16 protein-coding genes are annotated in these 18,438 nt (G+C 71.9%); 12 read left to right on the forward strand and 4 right to left on the reverse strand.

The genetic code is table 11. From position 1 onward, the window contains the following. Positions 1-10: 10 nt before the first annotated feature. Complete coding sequence (locus QFZ58_RS21810; protein WP_307126586.1) at positions 11-487, reverse strand: GNAT family N-acetyltransferase; 477 nt, start codon at positions 485-487, stop codon at positions 11-13. Positions 488-536: 49 nt separating this feature from the next. Here QFZ58_RS21810 and QFZ58_RS21815 point away from each other — a divergent pair, with 49 nt between their 5' ends. Next, positions 537-1,361, forward strand: a complete 825-nt coding sequence (locus tag QFZ58_RS21815; RefSeq protein WP_307126587.1) for an exodeoxyribonuclease III — start codon at positions 537-539, stop codon at positions 1,359-1,361. A 277-nt stretch (positions 1,362-1,638) separates the two neighbouring features. On the opposite strand, the gene QFZ58_RS21820 is transcribed toward QFZ58_RS21815, so the two are convergent. Next, entirely contained in the window at positions 1,639-2,307 is a 669-nt protein-coding gene (locus QFZ58_RS21820) for a MerR family transcriptional regulator (RefSeq protein WP_307128949.1), read from the reverse strand. Positions 2,308-2,475: 168 nt separating this feature from the next. Here QFZ58_RS21820 and QFZ58_RS21825 point away from each other — a divergent pair, with 168 nt between their 5' ends. The 4 genes from QFZ58_RS21825 (at position 2,476) to QFZ58_RS21840 (ending at position 6,111) form a co-directional block, all read left to right on the forward strand. Then, the gene (locus QFZ58_RS21825) at positions 2,476-3,996 is read left to right on the forward strand and encodes an NAD(P)/FAD-dependent oxidoreductase (protein WP_307126588.1); all 1,521 of its coding nucleotides are present in this window, start codon (positions 2,476-2,478) and stop codon (positions 3,994-3,996) included. Further along, positions 3,993-4,934: an alpha/beta fold hydrolase gene (locus QFZ58_RS21830; RefSeq protein WP_307126589.1), complete on the forward strand. Its 942-nt coding sequence runs from the start codon at positions 3,993-3,995 to the stop codon at positions 4,932-4,934. The genes QFZ58_RS21825 and QFZ58_RS21830 overlap by 4 nt, the downstream gene beginning before the upstream one ends. After that, positions 4,931-5,815 carry an SDR family oxidoreductase gene (locus QFZ58_RS21835; RefSeq protein ID WP_307126590.1) on the forward strand — a complete coding sequence of 295 codons (885 nt, stop codon included), beginning with the start codon at positions 4,931-4,933 and terminating at the stop codon, positions 5,813-5,815. The genes QFZ58_RS21830 and QFZ58_RS21835 overlap by 4 nt, the downstream gene beginning before the upstream one ends. 86 nt (positions 5,816-5,901) lie before the next feature. Beyond that, positions 5,902-6,111 carry a hypothetical protein gene (locus QFZ58_RS21840; protein WP_307126591.1) on the forward strand — a complete coding sequence of 70 codons (210 nt, stop codon included), beginning with the start codon at positions 5,902-5,904 and terminating at the stop codon, positions 6,109-6,111. A 487-nt stretch (positions 6,112-6,598) separates the two neighbouring features. Here QFZ58_RS21840 and QFZ58_RS21845 read toward each other — a convergent pair whose 3' ends face one another. Further along, on the reverse strand, positions 6,599-9,940 hold the full coding sequence (locus QFZ58_RS21845) for a S41 family peptidase (RefSeq protein WP_307126592.1): 3,342 nt from the start codon (positions 9,938-9,940) through the stop codon (positions 6,599-6,601). 179 nt (positions 9,941-10,119) lie between these two features. On the opposite strand from QFZ58_RS21845, the gene QFZ58_RS21850 reads away from it, so the two are divergent. After that, positions 10,120-10,692 carry a TetR/AcrR family transcriptional regulator gene (locus tag QFZ58_RS21850; RefSeq protein ID WP_307126593.1) on the forward strand — a complete coding sequence of 191 codons (573 nt, stop codon included), beginning with the start codon at positions 10,120-10,122 and terminating at the stop codon, positions 10,690-10,692. Between the two features lie 118 nt (positions 10,693-10,810). Then, entirely contained in the window at positions 10,811-13,024 is a 2,214-nt protein-coding gene (locus QFZ58_RS21855) for an MMPL family transporter (protein WP_307126594.1), read from the forward strand. Between the two features lie 164 nt (positions 13,025-13,188). Here QFZ58_RS21855 and QFZ58_RS21860 read toward each other — a convergent pair whose 3' ends face one another. Beyond that, a complete protein-coding gene (locus tag QFZ58_RS21860) occupies positions 13,189-13,548 on the reverse strand; it encodes an SsgA family sporulation/cell division regulator (protein ID WP_307126595.1) in 360 nt (119 codons plus the stop codon). Positions 13,549-13,742: 194 nt separating this feature from the next. On the opposite strand from QFZ58_RS21860, the gene QFZ58_RS21865 reads away from it, so the two are divergent. The 5 genes from QFZ58_RS21865 to QFZ58_RS21885 all read left to right on the forward strand — a co-directional run bounded on the left by QFZ58_RS21865 (position 13,743) and on the right by QFZ58_RS21885 (position 18,363). Further along, positions 13,743-14,795, forward strand: coding sequence for an energy-coupling factor ABC transporter permease (locus tag QFZ58_RS21865; protein ID WP_307126596.1), 1,053 nt, complete (start codon positions 13,743-13,745; stop codon positions 14,793-14,795). Position 14,796: 1 nt separating this feature from the next. Continuing rightward, positions 14,797-15,558 carry a cobalt ECF transporter T component CbiQ gene (cbiQ, locus tag QFZ58_RS21870; protein WP_307126597.1) on the forward strand — a complete coding sequence of 254 codons (762 nt, stop codon included), beginning with the start codon at positions 14,797-14,799 and terminating at the stop codon, positions 15,556-15,558. Further along, positions 15,555-16,325, forward strand: a complete 771-nt coding sequence (locus QFZ58_RS21875; RefSeq protein ID WP_307126598.1) for an energy-coupling factor ABC transporter ATP-binding protein — start codon at positions 15,555-15,557, stop codon at positions 16,323-16,325. The genes cbiQ and QFZ58_RS21875 overlap by 4 nt, the downstream gene beginning before the upstream one ends. Positions 16,326-16,402: 77 nt before the next feature. Next, positions 16,403-17,566, forward strand: a complete 1,164-nt coding sequence (locus QFZ58_RS21880; RefSeq protein ID WP_307128950.1) for a serine hydrolase — start codon at positions 16,403-16,405, stop codon at positions 17,564-17,566. After that, positions 17,563-18,363, forward strand: coding sequence for an SDR family NAD(P)-dependent oxidoreductase (locus QFZ58_RS21885; RefSeq protein ID WP_307126599.1), 801 nt, complete (start codon positions 17,563-17,565; stop codon positions 18,361-18,363). The genes QFZ58_RS21880 and QFZ58_RS21885 overlap by 4 nt, the downstream gene beginning before the upstream one ends. Positions 18,364-18,438 lie beyond the last annotated feature (75 nt).

Genomic DNA, 18,438 nt, shown 5'->3' on the forward strand with positions numbered 1-18,438 from the left:
GGGTGGGTGGCTACAGCGGCTTGGCCATGCAGATGCTGTTGTCGTACGTGCGGTAGTGGCCGAACTTCTCGCAGGGTGTGTAGCCGCTCGACGTGTACAGCGCGATCGCCTCGGGCTGCTGGTCGCCGGTCTCCAGGACCATGCGGGTGCGGCCGGCCGTACGGGCGTCGGCCTCCAGTGCGGCGAGGATGCGGCGGGCCAGGCCGCGCCCCCGGCCTTCGGGGATCACGAACATCCGCTTTATCTCGGCGTCGCCGTCGGAGTAACCCTCGGCGTTCCGCTCCTGGCTACGCCAGCCGCCGGTCGCCACGGGCCTGTCCTGCTCGTCGTAGGCGAGCAGGTACAACCCGTGAGGTGGGTCGAACATCGTGGGGTCGAGCGGTGTGATGTCGCCCTCGTCCCCGTAGCGCTCGGCGTACTCGAGCTGCACCTGGTCGTTGAGTTTGACGGCATCGGGGTGATCGAAGGACCGGGGCTGGATAAGCATGCGGGACATGGTACATGTATGCGTTGGGTGGTCTCGGTACTGTGCCGGAATGCTGACCGTTACCACCGTAAACGTGAATGGGCTCCGCGCCGCCGCGAAGAAGGGCTTCGTCGAGTGGCTGGCACAGACCGAGGCGGATGTGATCTGTCTCCAGGAGGTCCGCGCCGAACCGCAGCAGCTGCCGGAGGAGGTGCGGGAGCCGGAGGGCTGGCACGTCGTGCATGCTCCGGCGGTGGCAAAGGGGCGTGCGGGGGTGTCCGTCTACACGCGCCACGTACCCGAGCGCGTGCAGATCGGGTTCGGCGGCTTCGGTGTCGCGGGGGGCGAGGAGTTCGACGCGAGCGGGCGCTACGCCGAGGTGGATCTCCCCGGTGTGACGGTGGCCAGTCTGTACCTGCCCTCCGGTGAGGTCGGCACGGAGAGGCAGGGGGAGAAGGAGCGCTTCATGGCGGCCTTCCTTCCCTATCTGCAGGGCCTGAAGGTGCGGGCGGCCGCCGAGGGGCGCGAGGTGGTGGTGTGCGGCGACTGGAACATCGCCCACCGCGAGGCCGACCTCAAGAACTGGAGGACGAACAGGAAGAACTCCGGCTTCCTCCCCGAGGAGCGCGAGTGGCTCACCCGGGTCTTCGACGAGGCGGCTTACGTGGACGTCGTCCGGCAGCTGCATCCGGACGTCGAGGGGCCGTACTCGTGGTGGTCCTACCGTGGCAGGGCGTTCGACAACGACGCCGGCTGGCGCATCGACTACCAGGTGGCGACGCCCGGGCTGGCCGGACGCGCGGTGAAGGCCTGGGTCGAGCGGGCCGCCACGCACGGTGAGCGATGGAGCGACCATGCGCCGGTGACGGTCACATACGAGGAACGCGCTCGCTGAGGGGCGCCCGCGCGGTCCGGCCGGACGACGGGCGGGCCCGGACCGGTACGGGGCGGGGCGTGTTGCAGCCGGGGCGGTTCGGCCGGGGCGCCGGCCCCGCCCGCTGCGGCGGACCGCCCGCCGGAGCGGGCCGACCGCGCTGCCCGGCGACCGCGCTGCCCGGCGACCGTGCTGCCCGGCGACCGTGCTGCCCGGCGACCGCGCTGCCCGGCGACCGTGCTGCCCGGCGCCGCGGGCCGGCGACCGCGCTGCCCGGCGCGTCCCCCGGGGCGGGAAGCTACGGCTCCCGGGTCTCCCCGGCTCCGGGGCCCTTCTGCGTCCGGGTGACGCCCTCTCCGCGCAGCCGGCGGTCCAGGGCCATGGACAGCTCCGCGTCCACCACCGCGTGCGCCAGCGTGCGTAGTTGTTCGCTGTCCGTGTTCGCGGTGTGGGTGCTCAGGGTGTGGACGAAGAGGTCGGCGAGGGCGTCGGCGTGCTCGCGGACCAGCCGGCCGGAGGCGAGCACCGCGGAGAGCGGCACCCCGGCCCGTACGAGTTCCGCCGACACCTCCAGCAGGCGGCGGCTGATGTGGACGATCTCGTCGCCGTCGGTGCCGAGATAGTCCAGCTCCATGGCGGCGGCGAGGTTCTCCGCCGTGGCCTGTTCCCCGAAGTAGTCGGCGAGCTGCTCGGGTGTCAGCCGGACCGGGATCTCCTCGGTCGGTTCGCCCAGGCCCAGCACCTCGGCGACGTCCCGGCCGCTGTCGAAGGTGGTGGCGAGGTCGGCGATGCCGTTCAGGGTGTGCCCGCGTTCCAGCAGGCCGGTGATGGTGCGCAGCCGGGCCAGGTGGTGGTCGTCGTACCAGGCGATGCGGCCCTCGCGGCGGGGCGGCTGGATCAGCCCGCGCTCCCGGTAGAAGCGCAGGGTGCGCACGGTTATACCGGCCTCCTCGGCCAGCTCCTCCATGCGGTATTCACGGTGCTCGCGTCCGTCAGCCACACCCGCACCCTATGTTGTACCGCCGGTAACTTTCTTTGCCCGGCCCCCTACCCATCAGTACGGAGCTGCTCTACCCTCCCAACAATGCCAGTGATTGCTGGCAGAGTCGTAGGCGTACCGCGGGGAGGCGGCAGCATGTCCCAGCACGAGCACGTACGAGTGGCGGTGATCGGATCCGGATTCGGGGGCCTCGGCGCCGCGGTCCGGCTGCGCCGCGAGGGGATCACCGACTTCCTGGTCCTGGAGCGGGCCGGGTCCGTCGGTGGCACCTGGCGCGACAACAGCTATCCGGGCTGCGCCTGCGACGTACCGTCCCACCTGTACTCGTTCTCGTTCGCCCCCAACCCCGACTGGCCGCGCACCTTCTCCGGTCAGGAGCACATCCGTGCCTACCTCGAGAACGTGGCCGACACCTTCGGGCTGCGCCCGCACATCAGGCTGAACCATGAAGTCACCGTCATGCGCTGGGACAACGACGAGCTGCACTGGGTGATCGAGTCGGCGAACGGCACCACGGTCGTCGCCGACGTGGTCGTCTCGGCGACCGGCCCGCTCTCCGATCCGAAGCTGCCCGACATCCCGGGGCTCGCCGACTTCCCCGGCAAGGTGTTCCACTCCGCCCGCTGGGACCACGACTACGACCTGCGTGGCAAGCGGGTCGCCGTCGTCGGCACCGGAGCCTCCGCCATCCAGATCGTGCCGGAGGTCCAGCGGGAGGCGAGCAGGCTCACGCTGTTCCAGCGGACACCGCCCTGGGTGATGCCGCGCATGGACCGCGCGATCAGCGGAGCCGAGAAGTGGCTGCACCGGGCGCTCCCGTTCACCGGTACGGCCCGCCGCGGACTGCTCTGGGGCATCCGGGAGTTGCAGGTCGGTGCCTTCACCAAGCACCCTGACCAGCTCGGCCTGGTCGAATCGATAGCCAAGGCGAACATGGCACGGGCGATCAAGGACCCGGAGCTGCGGGCCAAGCTGACCCCCTCGTACCGCATCGGCTGCAAGCGCATCCTGCTCTCCAGCGCCTACTATCCGGCGCTCGCCCAGCCCAATGTGGACGTGGTCGCCTCCGGCCTCTCCGAGGTACGGGGTTCCACCGTGGTCGCCGCTGACGGTACGGAGACCGAGGCGGACGTGATCATCCTCGGCACCGGATTCCACGTGACGGACATGCCCATCGCCGAACGGGTCGTCGGCGCGGAGGGGATCACGCTCGCCGAGTCCTGGAAGGGCGGCATGCAGGCGCTGCGCGGCGCCACGGCGGAGGGCTTCCCCAACTGGATGACCATCATCGGCCCCAACACGGGGCTCGGGAACTCCTCCATGATCCTTATGATCGAGTCCCAGCTGAACTACATGGCCGACTACCTGCGCCAGCTGGACGTGCTGGGCGGGCGGGCCGCACTCGGGGCGCGGACCTCGGCCGTCGGCGCCTGGAACCGGCGGGTCCAGGAGCGCATGAAGCGGACCGTGTGGAACACCGGCGGCTGCACCAGCTGGTACCTCGACGCCGACGGGCGCAACACCACGGTCTGGCCGGGCACGACGGCGGAGTTCCGCAGGGCCACACGCACGGTGGACCTGGGGGAGTACGAGGTCATCCGGCCCCCGGTCCCGGCCGGCCGGGAGAAGACGCTCACCGAGGAGGCGGCACGATGAGCCGGCTGCCGCACCGGGCGGACGTCCCGCCGGTGCCCGTACAGGAGCTGACCGTCGCCTCGGCCGACGGCTCGCGCCTCCACGTCGAACTGCACGGGCCCGAGGACGCCCCGGCCGTGGTCCTGGCGCACGGCTGGACCTGCAGCACCCGGTTCTGGGCGGCCCAGGTGCGCGACCTGGCGGCCGACCACCGCGTCGTCGTCTACGACCAGCGGGGACACGGCCGTTCGCCGGAGCCGGGCCCCGGCGGGTACAGCACGCACGCGCTGGCCGACGATCTGGAAGCGGTGCTCAGGGCCACGCTCGCGCCGGGACGAAAAGCCGTGCTCGCCGGGCACTCCATGGGCGGCATGACGCTGATGGCGGCCGCCGGACGCGATGCCGTGCGCGAGCACGGGGCGGCCGTGCTCCTGTGCAGTACCGGCAGCTCCCGGCTGACCGCCGAGTCCCTGGTGCTGCCGATGCGGGCCGGCGCCTTCCGCACCCGGCTCACCCGTGCGGTCCTCGGGGCGCGAGCCCCGCTCGGGCCGGTCACGGGAGTCTCGAAGGCCATTCTCAAGTACGCGACCATGGGCCGTGGTTCGGCCCCGGAACGGGTCGACGCCTGTGCCAGGATCGTGCACGCGTGTCCCCGCAGGGCACGCATCGCCTGGGGACACGTGCTGGCCGAGCTCGACCTCGAGGCGGGCGTACAGGAGCTGCGGCTCCCGACGGCGGTGATCGCGGGGACGGAGGACCGGCTGACTCCCCCCGTGCTCGCGCGGGCCATCGAGGCGGCGCTCCCGCAGAGCCTCGGGCTCACGGAGCTGACCGGTATGGGACACATGACACCGATCGAGGCGCCCGAGGCGGTCACGGCGAAACTCCGGGAACTGGTGGCCCTGTACGTCACTGTGGACAATGCGGCGCGGGCCGTGAGCGAGGAGGAGGTCGCATGAGCGGCAGGCGGAGTCTCGATGGGCAGGTCGTCGTCGTCACGGGCGCGGCGCGCGGTGTGGGTGAGCTGCTCGCGCGCAAGCTCTCCGCGCGGGGTGCGACGCTCGCGCTGGTGGGCCTGGAACCGGACGAACTGAAGAAGGTCGCGGAGCGGCTGCACGGCGAGAGCGGCCACTGGTTCGCCGACGTCACCGACCATGTGGCCATGGCGCAGGTCGCCCGTGAGGTCAAGGAGCGCTTCGGGAAGATCGACATGGTCGTCGCGAACGCCGGTGTCGCCTCGGGCGGGCCCTTCGTGGACTCCGACCCGGTGGCGTGGCGGCGGGTCATCGAGGTGAACCTCATCGGTGGCGCGGTCACGGCGCGGGCCTTCCTGCCCGTACTCATGGAGAGCCGCGGCTACTTCCTCCAGATAGCGTCGCTGGCCGCGATCACCCCGGCGCCGATGATGAGCGCGTACTGCGCGTCGAAGTCGGGCGTGGAGGCGTTCGCGCACAGCCTGCGGGCGGAGGTCGGTTACCGGGGGGTGAAGGTCGGGGTCGGCTACCTGTCGTGGACCGACACCGACATGGTGCGCGGTGCCGACGAGGACGACGTCATGCGGGAGTTGCGGCAGCGGCTGCCGTGGCCGACGAACCGCACCTACCCCCTGGGACCCGCGGTGGACCGCATCGTGGCCGGGATCGAGCGACGGTCCGCGCACGTGTACGCCCAGTGGTGGCTGCGGGGAATGCAGTCGGTACGGGGATACCTGCCGATGGTGATCGGGTCCGTGGGGCAGCGTGAGATGAAGCGGTTCGGGCCGCGGCTCGACGGGGTGAGCAAGGGGCTCGTGGGGGCCGGGGGCGAGGCGGACCGGGAGGCGCGTGCGCAGCGTAACTGATCGAAATGCGATGAATGTCCGGGTGTGTAAGTCTGAGCGAGGCCCTTACGGGGCCACCCCCACGCACCCACATAGGAGTGAACAGCATGGGCATCGCAGACCAGTTCAAGGACAAGGCGCAGGAGCTTGCCGACCAGGCCAAGCAGAAGAAGCAGGGCGGCAAGCGGGACGGGCAGCAGGACCGCTCGTCCGACGCCGCGGGCCGTGCCGCGGACAAGGCCGCGGGCCGCGAGTCCGGGACGCGGGACCGCGCGCAGGACGCGGCCGACCGGACGCGTGAGCGTTTCAACCGCTGACACCGCGCGGTCGGGCGGCGTCTGACGCGTCTGCGTCTGCGTTGCGCGAGGGGCGCATCCGGCTTCTGCCGGGTGCGCCCCTTCCTGTGCGGAGTGGCCGGGGGCGCGGGACCTGGGCGGTGTGGGGCGGTGCGACGGGTGCCGGCCGGGGTCGGGGCCGCCGTGCGGGGCCTGTCCCCTACCCGCCCCCTCGCGAAACCGAGGGCTCCGCCCTCGGGCCCCGGGTCCTGGTCCTCGAACGCCGGACGGGCTGAAAGGACTGCCCGCAAGCGCCGAACGGGCTGGTGGTCGCCGGGCAGTTGGTGGCCCGGGTGGGCTGGGGGACGCCGAGGGCGGGAGACCGGGCGGGTGGCCCGGGCCGCACCAGCCGTCCCGGGCCGCACCAGCCGTCCCGGGCCGCACCAGCCGTCCCGGGTCCGCACCAGCCGTCCCGGGCCGGCGCGGGAGTTGCCGGGTGGGTGGGAGGGTGGCTGCCGGCGGTCCGGGGTCACCTCGGGGGAAGTGGGGGCCTGCGCAGGATCGGGGCCGTGGCGTAGGTGGGGGGTGTCGAGGCCGGGTGGCCGGTGAGGAGGTCCAGGGCGACGCGGACCGCGTCGTCCAGTACCGCGTGGCGGCCCTCCGCCCAGTCCAGGGGGGTGCGCAGGGCCTCCAGGTCGGGTTCGACCCCATGGTTCTCGACGGACCAGCCGTACGTGTCGAACCAGGCCGCGTTCATCGGCACCGTGATCACCGTGCCGTCGCCGAGCCGGTGGCGGCCGGTCATGCCGACCACGCCGCCCCACGTGCGCTGGCCCACCACGGGTCCCAGCTTCAGCAGCCGGAAGGCTGCCGTGATCATGTCGCCGTCGGAGGACGTCGCCTCGTCGGCCAGGGCCACGACCGGGCCCCGGGGCGCGTTGGAGGCGTACGAGACCGCCTGTGCGTTGCGGGTGAGGTCCCAGCCGAGGATCTTGCGGCTGAGCTTCTCGACGACCAGCTCGCTGATGTGGCCGCCCGCGTTGCCCCGTACGTCCACGATCAGCGCCGGACGGGACACCTCCAGCCGCAGATCGCGGTTGAACTGGGCCCAGCCCGAGCCGCCCATGTCGGGGATGTGCAGGTATCCGCACTTCCCGCCGCTCAGCTCCCGCACGACCTCCCGGCGTTTGGCCACCCAGTCCTGGTAGCGCAGGGGCCGTTCGTCGACCAGGGGGACGATCGCGATACGGCGGGAACGGCCGCCGCACTCGCCCCCCGCGGGGCGGAAGGTGAGCTCGACCGTGGTGCCGCCCGCCGCCGTCAGGAGCGGGTACGGGCCGGCCACCGGGTCGACCGGCCGGCCGTCGACGTGGGTGAGGACCGAGCCCTCCCGGATGCCCGTACCGGCGAGCGGCGAACGGGCCTTGGAGTCCGAGGAGTCGCCGGGCAGGATCCGCTGCACCATCCAGTCGCCGTCCCGGCAGACGAGGTTGGCGCCCAGCAGCCCGATCGCCCGCTGGTAGTGCGGCGGGCCCTCGTTGCGGCGGGCGGGGGAGACGTAGGCGTGCGAGGTGCCCAGTTCGCCCAGGACCTCGCGCAGCAGGTCGGCGAACTCGTCGGGCGAGGCGACCCGTTCGACCAGCGGGCGGTACTGTTCGAGCACGCCGTCCCAGTCGATGCCGCACATGTCCGGCTCCCAGAAGTAGGACCGGATGATGCGCCCCGCCTCTCCGTACGCCTGGCGCCATTCGGCCGCCGGGTCGACGTCGTGCAGGATGCGGCGCAGGTCGAGGTAGACCGTCGAGTCGCTGTCGCCGGGCTCGTTGGACGGGGCGGCCCGCAGTTCGCCGTCGTCCATGACGACGAGCCGCGTCCCGTCCCCGCTGACCGCGAACCAGTCCAGGTGGGCCACCAGTTCCGTCTTCCGGGTCTTGGCGATGTTGAAGTGCTCCAGGGTGGGCCGGCCCGACATGTCCGCCGGGTTGGCGAACGTCTCACCCAGGGCGCCCGAGATCGGCCAGCGAAGCCAGACGAGTCCGCCGCCGCTGACCGGGTGCAGCGCCGAGTACTTCGACGCGGAGACCGGGAAGGGCGTGACCCGGCTCTCCAGCCCCTCGAACTCCACGGTGACCGTCGTGCCCTCGGCGGCGTCCACCGGGTCGAGTCCGCCCGCCGCGGGCCGGCCGTCCGGCAGCAGGGCGAAGGGTGACGGGGTGGCCGAGGAGAGCGGCACCAGATACGGGCGGCAGCCGAGCGGGAAGGAGAGGTCACCGGTGTGGACGTCGTACACCGGGTCGAAGCCGCGCCAGGAGAGGAAAGCGAGATAGCGGCCGTCACCCGTGAAGACGGGATTCTCGTCCTCGAAGCGGCCGTTGGTCACATCCACTATCAGCGGGGCGTCGGGTCCGCTGATCCGTGCCAGCTTGATCTGCCGGAGCGACCGGCCGACGCCCGGGTGGGACCAGGTGAGCCAGGCACCGTCCGGGGAGAACGCGAGGTCGCGGACCGGCCCGTTGGTGGAGCGGATGAGTTCGGTGACCTCGCACTCCCCGGTGACGGGCTGCTTCCCGGCGACGAGCGGCTCCGCGCTCTCGTCCAGGACCGCCACCGGCTCCTCCCCCTCCTCGGCCGTGTCCAGCAGCAGCAGGCGGCCGTCGTTCGAGGCGACGGCGAGCCGCTCCCCCTCAGGGTCCGAGATCATCTCGTGCACCCGGCCCAGCCGGCCGGAGGCCAGCCGGCGCGGCCGGCGGTCCCCGCTGGCCCGCGGGAGGTAGGCGATCTCGACGGCGTCGTCGCCGTCCGCGTCGGTGACGTACGCGACCTGACCGCTGCTGCCGAGCATCTCGGGCAGCCGGACGCGCACGCCCGGGGTGGCGTGGAGCGTCCGGGCGGGGCCGTCACGGTGCGTGAGCCAGTACAGACTGCCCCGTACGGAGACGGCGCTCGCCCGGCCCGTCTCGTCCACGGACAGCGAGTCCACGTGACTCGCGGCGGGCACCTGGTACGTACGCCGCCCCGCCCGCGGCCCGCCGAGCCGGACCTCCAGCTTCCGGGGCACGGCGTCCGGCGACTCCAGGTCGTCGACCAGCCACAGGTCGCCCGCGCACTGGTAGACGACCCGGAGCCCGTCGCTGGAGGCGTGCCGGGCGTAGAACGCGTCGTGGTCGGTGTGGCGGCGCAGATCGGTGCCGTCCATCAGGCACGAGTACAGGTTGCCGACGCCTTCGTGGTCCGAGAGGAAGGCGATGCGCCGTCCGACGAACATCGGCGCGTCCAGGTGCCCGCCGATGTCCGGCAGCAGCCGCTCGCCGTGGAGCCACAGCCGCCCGGTCGCGCCGCCCCGGTACCGCTTCCAGGCCGCGGGCTCGTGCGGCGGCTTGCCGGTGAGCAGCAGCGTGCGCCGCTTCCCGTCGATGTCCGCGACGGCGATGTCGGAGACGGGGCCCCAGGGGAGTTTGCCGCCCGGGCTGCCGTCGGTGGGAACGCTGTAGGCCCACGAGAAATAGGAGAACGGCTGGTTGTGCGAGGACACGGCGAGGATCTGGGAGGCGTCGCCGGGATCGGGACTCCAGCCGCAGACCCGGGCATCGGTCGAGCCCCAGTACGTGAGTCTGCGGGCGGGCCCTCCGTCGACGGGGGCCAGGTGGATCTCGGGGTCGAGCGTGCGCCAGGTCGTGTAGGCGATGCGGCTGCCGTCGGGCGAGAAGCGCGGATGACTGACCCTGGTCCGGTCGACGGTCAGCCGCCACGCCCGGCCGGGCCGGTGCCCCGCCGGGGCGAGGGGGGAGACCCAGAGGTCGTCCTCGGCCGCGAAGCAGAGCAGGTCCTGGTGGAGGTGCGGGAACCGGAGATACGCGACGTCGTCACTCACCCTCCAATGCTTTCCGTGTGACGGGCACGCGGCAACTTGTGGTGCAGGACACAAGCGAAACCGTTTCGTTTCGCTGGAGGGGGCGAGTACCTTCGAGGTGTACGAAACAGTTTCGTTCGCTTGGTTGATCATCGACCGGCGTACGATCGGCAGGCGCGACGGAAGACGGAGGTCGACACATGGCACGCACCCGGCTCACGCCCGAACGCGAGAGCGAGCTGTACGCCGCTGTGCTCGACCTGCTGGGCGAGGTCGGCTACGAAGCCCTGACCATGGACGCCGTCGCCGCCCGCACCCGCTCCAGCAAGGCCACCCTCTACCGCCAGTGGGGGAGCAAGCCCGAGCTGGTCGTCAAGGCGCTCCGGAACAACAAGCCGGTCCACCTCGCCGACATCGACACCGGTTCGCTGCGCGGCGACGTCCAGGCCGTGCTCATGCGTTCCGACGACTGCCAGATGGAGAAGAACTCCGCACTGCTGCGGGGTCTGAGCCATGCCGTCCACGACAACCCCGATCTGTTCCAGGCGCTGCGCGAGCTGCTGGTCGAGCCGGAGATGACCGGCCTGGCCGCGCTGCTCCAGAGGGCCGTGGACCGGGGTGAGGTGCGTCCGGACAATCCGGCGCTGCCTTATGTACCGCACATGATGATCGGCGCTTTCGCGGCCCGTGAGCTGGTCGAGGAACGTCCCGTCGACCAGGCGTTCCTCATCGACTATGTCGAAGCCGTGGTGTTCCCCGCCCTCGGCGTCTGACGTCCCCAGCCTTCCCGTACGGCCCCCTCCCCGACGCTCCACCTGACACGCCGCTCTCGTCGTCGGGCTGGTTCCTCACGCCCTTTCCACTCAACGACCTGACCGGGAGTTCCCCTCCGTGGCCACATTCCTCTACAAGCTGGGACGGCTCGCCTTCCGGCGCCGCCGCTATGTCGCCCTCGTCTGGGTGGCACTGCTGGCGCTCGCCGGATTCGGTGCCGCCTCCGCGTCCACTGCCACCTCCAGTTCCTTCTCGATCCCCGGCACCGAGGCCCAGAAGGCCTTCGACCTGCTGGAACAGCGCTTCCCCGGTGGAAGCGCCGACGGTGCCACCGCCCGGGTCGTCTTCAAGGCCCCCGAGGGCGAGAAGGTGACCGACGCCGGCAACAAGGCCGAGGTCGAGGAGATCGTCGGCGAGCTGAAGTCCGGCTCGGACCAGATCTCCTCGGTCGCCGACCCGTACAAGGCGAACGCCGTCAGCAAGGACGGCTCGACGGCGTACATATCCGTCTCCTACAAGGTCAGCTCCATGGAGCTGACCGACGGGACGCGGGAGTCGCTGGAGCACGCGGGTGAGTCCGCGCAGAGCGGCGGGATGACCGTGGAGATCGGTGGTGACGCGCTCCAGGTGATGCCGGAGACCGGGGCCACCGAGATCATCGGGGTCGCCATCGCCGCAGTGGTGCTGGTCATCACCTTCGGATCGCTGATCGCCGCCGGACTGCCGCTGCTCACCGCGCTGATCGGCGTGGGGATCGGTGTCTCGCTGATCACGGCCCTGGCCAACGTGCTCGACCTGGGATCCACCACCTCCACGCTCGCGATGATGATCGGCCTGGCGGTCGGTATCGACTACGCGCTCTTCATCGTCTCCCGCTACCGCGCCGAACTGGCCGAGGGGCGGGAGCGGGAGGAAGCCGCCGGCCGGGCCGTCGGGACCGCGGGTTCCGCGGTCGTCTTCGCCGGCCTGACCGTCGTCATCGCCCTGGTCGGCCTCGCCGTCGTCAACATCCCGATGCTGTCGAAGATGGGCTTCGCCGCCGCGGGTACGGTCGCGATAGCCGTCCTCATCGCCCTCACCCTCGTCCCGGCACTGCTGGGCTTCGCGGGCAAGCGGGTCATGGGGCGCAGGGCGCGCAAGGCCGCCGAGGCGGAGAACCGGCCCGAGGCGAAGCCGAACATGGGCACCCGCTGGGCGCGGTTCGTGCTGCGCAGGCCCGTGTGGGTGCTGCTCGCCGGAGTCATCGGCCTCGGAGCCGTCGCCGTACCGGCCGCCTCGCTCGAGATGGGCCTGCCGGACGACGGCTCCCAGCCGAAGAGCACCACGCAGCGCCAGGCCTACGACCTGCTCTCCGACGGCTTCGGCCCCGGGTTCAACGGTCCGCTGCTGGTCGTCGTGGACACGAAGAACAGCTCGGACGGCAAGACCGCGGTCGAGCAGGTCTCCCAGGAGATCGAGGGCATCGGCCGCGTCGAGGCCGTCACCCCCGCCACCTTCAACAAGGCGGGCGACGCCGCGACCATCACCGTCATCCCGAAGGACAGGCCCAGCTCCACCGAGACGGAGCAGGTCGTCCACTCGATCCGTGACGCGGGCGCCGACATCAGGAGCGAGACGGGCGCCGAGGTGCTGGTCACCGGTGCCACGGCGATGAACATCGACTTCTCGCAGAAGATGAACGACGCGCTGCTGCCCTACCTGGCGCTCGTCGTCGGCCTGGCCTTCCTGCTGCTCATGGTGGTCTTCCGCTCGCTGCTGGTGCCGTTGAAGGCGGCCCTCGGCTTCCTGCTCTCGGTCGTCGCGGCCCTGGGCGCGGTCGTCGCGGTCTTCCAGTGGGGCTGGCTCGCCTCCCTCTTCGGGGTCGAGCAGACGGGACCGATCATGAGCATGATGCCGATCTTCATGGTCGGCGTGGTCTTCGGTCTCGCGATGGACTACGAGGTCTTCCTGGTCACCCGGATGCGCGAGGCGTACGTCCACGGGGAGGCGCCCGGCCAGGCCATCGTCACCGGCTTCCGCCACGGCGCCCGGGTGGTCACGGCCGCCGCGGTGATCATGATGGCGGTCTTCGCCGGCTTCATCGGCTCCAGCGAGTCGATGATCAAGATGATCGGCTTCTCACTGGCCATCGCCGTCTTCTTCGACGCCTTCGTGGTCCGCATGGCCATCGTGCCCGCGGTGCTCGCCCTGCTCGGCAAGCGTGCCTGGTGGCTGCCGCGCTGGCTGGACCGCGCACTGCCCAACGTGGACGTGGAGGGCGAGGGGCTGCGCAAGGAGCTCACCGGGACGCCGGCGGACGAGGACGGCCGGCGGGAGACGGTCCACGTCTGAACCGCATGGACTCCGGGGCCCGCGTCTGAGCGGAACGCGGCCCCGGTGCGCCGGTTACCTGTGGGGACGGGGGACCGGGGCGACAGAAGGCCCCCGTGCACGCGGCACGGGGGCCTTCGTCGTGCGCCGGGCAGGTGCGGATGCCGGGCAGGCGTGGGCGCCGGTCAGGTGCCGGTGACCGCGGCGGGCGGGCGCGCCGGGGTTTCGCCCTGTGTACGCGCCAGGAAGCGGATCAGCGGGGCCACGTCGAACTGGAGTACGGCGACACCGTCCGCCGAGTGCAGTTCGACGATCAGCTGCGCCCGCCCGCACGGCCAGATCCGTATGTCGCCGCGCGTGACGGGCGAGCGCAGTCCTCGTTCCAGGAGGTCGCGGCCGATCGGCCGGTGGACTCCACCGGGGAGGCGGAGGTGGACGGTCCGCGGGTCGTCGGGGTCGCAGCGCAGTTCCACGGGGACCGTGCGGGGGTCGGGACCGTCCGTGATGAGCCGGGCTCGGATGTGTTCGTGGGGCGAGAGGGACATGGGCCGGCTCCTCCTGTGTGAAAATCTCTCCCCTAAATGTCCCATATGTTCTTAATTGGGCACATCGAGAGGCGTGCAGTGTGGCGGCGCGCTACCTGGCGCCCGTGCGCTCTTGCGAACCATTTGCAACAGGGCCCTATCATTGAGCGGTTCCCGACCCCGCCCGCAGCACCACCCGAAAGCGGAGCCACTCCATGCATGTACCCGACGGATTCATCAACGCACCCGTCTCCGCCGTCGCCGGGGTCGTCGCCGCCGGCGCGGTCGCGGTCAGCCTGCGCGGAGCCCGACGGGAGCTGGACGAGCGGACGGCGCCGCTGGCGGGGCTCGTCGCCGCCTTCATCTTTGCCGTACAGATGCTGAACTTCCCGGTCGCCGCGGGCACGAGCGGCCATCTGCTCGGCGGGGCGCTGGCGGCGATCCTCGTCGGGCCCTACACCGGGGTGCTCTGCATAGCGGTCGTCCTCCTGATGCAGGGCATCCTCTTCGCCGACGGCGGCCTCACCGCGCTCGGCGTGAACATCACCGTCATGGGCGTCGTCACGACCGTCGTCGCGTACGCCCTCTTCCGCGGGCTGACGGGCGTGCTGCCCCGCACCCGGCGCTCGACGACCGCGGCGGCCTTCGTGGCCGCGCTGGTCTCCGTGCCGGCCGCCGCCCTCGCCTTCACCCTCATCTACGCCGTCGGCGGGACCACCGACGTCCCCATCGGCAAGGTGCTCACCGCGATGGTCGGCGTCCACGTCCTGATCGGTATCGGCGAGGCCGCGATCACGGCGCTGACCGTCGGCGCCGTGATCGCGGTCCGGCCCGACCTGGTCCACGGCGCCCGCGGGCTCTCGGCCCCGCTCAAGCTCCGCGTCGACGGTCAACTCGTCGACGCCCCGGCCGCCCCGGCTGCTCCCGCCGTCGCCCCGGGCTCCACCCGCAAGGTCTGGGTGTCCGGCCTGGTCGCCGCGCTCGTCCTGGCCGGCTTCGTCTCCTTCTACGCCTCCGCCAGCCCCGACGGCCTGGAGAAGGTGGCCGCCGACAAGGGCATCGACGAGAAGGTCCAGGAGCACGGCGCGGCCGACTCCCCGCTCGCCGACTACGGCGTCAAGGACATCAGCGACGCCCGTGTCTCCGGCGGCCTCGCCGGCGTGATCGGTGTCGGCGTCACCGTCGCCGCCGGCAGCGGTGTCTTCTGGGCGGTGCGCCGGCGCCGTACGCCGGAGGCTCCCGAAGCCCGCACCACCGAGTCCGTCTGACATGGGCGCCGGTCACGCACACAAGCTCTACCGCCACGGGCACTCGCCGGTCCACGCCCTGCCCCCGCACTGCAAGCTCGCCGCCGTCCTCTGCTTCGTCGTGGTCGTCGTCTCGACGCCCCGCGAGGCCGTCTGGGCCTTCGCCCTGTACGCCGTGCTGCTCGCCGTCGTCGCCGCCGCGGCCCGGATCCCCGCCGGGTTCCTGCTGAGGCGGCTGGTCATCGAGGTGCCCTTCGTCGCCTTCGCGCTCCTCATGCCGTTCGTCGTGCCGGGGGAGCAGACCGAGCTGCTCGGCGTCTCCGTCAGCGTCCCCGGTCTCTGGGGCGCCTGGAACGTCCTCGCCAAGGGCACCCTCGGCGTGGCCGCGTCCGTGATCCTCGCCTCCACCACCGAGCTGCGCTCGCTGCTGCTCGGCCTCCAGCGGCTGCGGCTGCCGCCGCTGCTCGTCCAGATCGCGTCCTTCATGATCCGGTACGGGGACGTGATCACCGACGAGCTGCGCCGGATGTCGATCGCCCGCCGCTCCCGCGGTTTCGAGGCGAGCGGCGTGCGGCACTGGGGCGTCCTCGCCAAGACGGCGGGCGCCCTGTTCATCCGCTCCTACGAGCGCGGCGAACGCGTCCACCTCGCGATGGTCAGCCGCGGCTACACCGGCACCATGCCCGTGATCGACGAGGTGACCGCCTCCCGCACACAATGGGCGTACGCCGGTGCCCTCCCCCTGACCGCCCTCGCCGTGTGTCTGCTGGGATGGACCGTATGAGCCTGCCCACCGCCCCCGCACCGTCCCTCGAGGTCAGCGGCCTCGCCTACGCCTACCCAGACGGCCATCAGGCCCTCTTCGGCGTCGACCTGACCGTGGCCCGCGGCGAGCGCGTCGCCCTCCTCGGCCCCAACGGGGCGGGCAAGACCACCCTCGTCCTCCACCTCAACGGCATCCTCGACGCGGGGGCCGGCACCGTCCGGGTCGCCGGGTTGCCCGTCGAGAAGCGCAACCTCGCCGAGATCCGCCGCCGCGTCGGCATCGTCTTCCAGGACCCCGACGACCAGCTGTTCATGCCGACCGTCCGCGAGGACGTCGCCTTCGGGCCCGCGTCGGCCGGCTTGCGCGGCCCGGAGCTGGAGGAGCGGGTCATGGACGCGCTCAGGCAGGTCGGTATGGAGGAGTTCGCGACCCGGCCCCCGCACCACCTCTCCTTCGGCCAGCGCCGCAGGGTCGCCGTCGCCACCGTCCTCGCGATGCGGCCGGAGATCCTCGTCCTGGACGAGCCGTCCTCCAACCTGGACCCGGCCTCCCGCCGCGAACTCGCCGACATCCTGCGCTCCCTGGACGTCACCGTGCTGATGGTCACCCACGACCTGCCTTACGCCCTCGAGCTCTGCCCGCGCGCCGTCATCCTCAGCGACGGCGTGATCGCAGCCGACGACCGTACGCAGGACCTGCTCTGCGACGGGGAACTGATGGGCAGGCACCGCCTGGAGCTGCCCTTCGGCTTCGACCCGCGTTCCGTGTCCGTTCCGCATCCGTGAACAGATGGTGACCCGCCACCCGCCCGACCTGCGGCGCGATGCACCATGGGGGGATGAGCGGCAGCGCGGGAGCAGGCGTGGATGTACGGGGCACGGTGACACCGGGATTCGAGGCGGTACGGGACGCGTTCGTCCGTAACTTCGAACAGCGGGGCGAGCGGGGGGCGGCCGTCGCCGTCTACCGTCACGGCCGCAAGGTCGTGGACCTGTGGGCCGGTACGAGGGACGTCGACGGCAGCGAACCGTGGGCCGTCGACACCGTCCAGGTCGTCCGCTCGGCCGGCAAGGGCATCGCCGCCGCCGTGCTCCTGCTGCTGCACCAGCGCGGGCAGGTGGACCTGGACGCGCCCGTCGGCACGTACTGGCCGGAATTCAAGGCGAACGGCAAGGAGCGCGTCCTCGTACGCCACATCCTCGCCCACCGGGCCGGAGTGGCCGCCCTCGACCGGACGCTGACGCCCGAGGAGGCGGCGGACGGAGTCACCGGCCCGCAGGCCGTCGCCGCCCAGCGGCCCCAGTGGGAGCCCGGCTCGGACCACGGCTACCACGCCCAGACGTACAGCTGGCTCATCGGCGAGCTGGTGCGCAGGGTCACCGGACGCACCATAGGCCGCTGGGTCGCCGAGGAGATCGCCCGCCCGCTCGGCCTGGACTTCTGGTTCGGGCTGCCGGCCGACGAGGCGCACCGGACAGGCCGGATCGGTCCCGTGGAGCCGCCGGCCGCCGAAGGCGGCACGGGCGCCCTGCGCATGCGGCCCAAGCGCTCAGTCGTCGACGCCTACCGCGACCCCGCCTCGCTCACCCGGCGGGCGTTCGGAGCGATCGACCCCTTCCCCGACGAGAACGACCCCGCCTACCGCGCGGCCGAACTCCCCGCGTCCAACGGCGTCGCCACCGCACGCGGTCTCGCCCGCTGCTACGCCGCGATGATCGGCCAGGTCGACGGCCACCGGCTGTTCGCCCCGGCCACCCTCACCCTGGCCCGCACGGAGGAGTCCGCCGGCGCGGACCGGGTCCTGGTCGTCAACACCCGTTTCGGCCTCGGGTACATGCTGCACGGCCCGGCCGCCCCGCTCCTGGCGGCGGGGTCCTTCGGACATCCCGGCCGCGGCGGCTCACTGGGCTTCGCCGATCCCGAATCGGGCGTCGCCCTGGGCTATGTGACGAACGGTCTGCAGAAGGGAGTCACCGCCGATCCCCGCGCCCAAGCCCTGGTCAGGGCAGTACGGTCGGCCCTATGACTCCTCCTTCACGCTTCCACGGGTACGCCGCACTCCTCACCGGCGCGGGTCAGGGCATCGGCGCAGCCGCCGCCCGCCGGCTGGCCGCCGAGGGCGCGGCCGTCCTCGTCACTGACCTGGACGCCGACCGTGCCGTCCGCACCGCCGAGCAGATACGGGAACAGGGCGGGACGGCCGAGGCGCTGTCCTGCGACGTCGGCGACAGGGCTTCGGCCGAGGCGGCGGTGGCCCACGCGGTCGCCGCCTTCGGACGGCTCGACGTCCTGGTCAACAACGCCTACGCCAACCACGAGGACGCCACGCTGTTCGAGGACGAGGCGGACGAACCCTGGGCCCACACCCTCGACATCACGCTGACCGGCCCCTACCGCTGCTCCCGTGCCGCGCTGCCGCACCTGGTGGCCTCGGGGCGAGGCGCGATCGTCAACATCGGTTCGGTCAACGGAGAACAGGATTTCGGCGGGCACGCCTACAGCGCCGCTAAGGCGGGCCTCGCGAGCCTGACCCGGACGCTCGCCGGCCATGCCGGCCCGCGCGGGGTCCGCGTCAACCTCATCGCGCCCGGCACGATCCGCACCGACGCCTGGGCGGGTCGCGACGCCGACCTGGAGCGTGCGAGCGCCCTCTATCCGCTGGGGCGGGTCGGCGAACCGGACGACATCGCGGCCGCGGTCGCCTTCCTGGCGTCGAGCGACGCCGCCTGGATCACGGGCACGACGCTGCGGGTGGACGGCGGGCTGCTCGGGGTCAACACGGGCTTCCGGGCGGCGATGCGGGGTGGCACGGACAGCCGGTGACAGGACGCGCGGGGCAGCGGCACGGAAGCCGGTGACGGTGCAGCTGAGCAGCGGGCCGGACAGGCGGTGACGGAT

Source organism: Streptomyces sp. B1I3, from assembly GCF_030816615.1.
Lineage (GTDB): Bacteria > Actinomycetota > Actinomycetes > Streptomycetales > Streptomycetaceae > Streptomyces.

What these genes read in the sequence shown, in the direction of transcription:
- QFZ58_RS21825 (WP_307126588.1), top strand. Translation starts at nt 2,476, where the DNA reads ATGTCCCAGCACGAGCACGTACGAGTGGCGGTGATCGGATCCGGATTC.
- QFZ58_RS21850 (WP_307126593.1), top strand. Translation starts at nt 10,120, where the DNA reads ATGGCACGCACCCGGCTCACGCCCGAACGCGAGAGCGAGCTGTACGCC.
- QFZ58_RS21885 (WP_307126599.1), top strand. Translation starts at nt 17,563, where the DNA reads ATGACTCCTCCTTCACGCTTCCACGGGTACGCCGCACTCCTCACCGGC.
- QFZ58_RS21830 (WP_307126589.1), top strand. Translation starts at nt 3,993, where the DNA reads ATGAGCCGGCTGCCGCACCGGGCGGACGTCCCGCCGGTGCCCGTACAG.
- QFZ58_RS21810 (WP_307126586.1), bottom strand. Translation starts at nt 487, where the DNA reads ATGCTTATCCAGCCCCGGTCCTTCGATCACCCCGATGCCGTCAAACTC.
- QFZ58_RS21820 (WP_307128949.1), bottom strand. Translation starts at nt 2,307, where the DNA reads ATGGAGGAGCTGGCCGAGGAGGCCGGTATAACCGTGCGCACCCTGCGC.
- QFZ58_RS21865 (WP_307126596.1), top strand. Translation starts at nt 13,743, where the DNA reads ATGCATGTACCCGACGGATTCATCAACGCACCCGTCTCCGCCGTCGCC.
- cbiQ (WP_307126597.1), top strand. Translation starts at nt 14,797, where the DNA reads ATGGGCGCCGGTCACGCACACAAGCTCTACCGCCACGGGCACTCGCCG.
- QFZ58_RS21815 (WP_307126587.1), top strand. Translation starts at nt 537, where the DNA reads ATGCTGACCGTTACCACCGTAAACGTGAATGGGCTCCGCGCCGCCGCG.
- QFZ58_RS21860 (WP_307126595.1), bottom strand. Translation starts at nt 13,548, where the DNA reads ATGTCCCTCTCGCCCCACGAACACATCCGAGCCCGGCTCATCACGGAC.
- QFZ58_RS21840 (WP_307126591.1), top strand. Translation starts at nt 5,902, where the DNA reads ATGGGCATCGCAGACCAGTTCAAGGACAAGGCGCAGGAGCTTGCCGAC.
- QFZ58_RS21875 (WP_307126598.1), top strand. Translation starts at nt 15,555, where the DNA reads ATGAGCCTGCCCACCGCCCCCGCACCGTCCCTCGAGGTCAGCGGCCTC.
- QFZ58_RS21835 (WP_307126590.1), top strand. Translation starts at nt 4,931, where the DNA reads ATGAGCGGCAGGCGGAGTCTCGATGGGCAGGTCGTCGTCGTCACGGGC.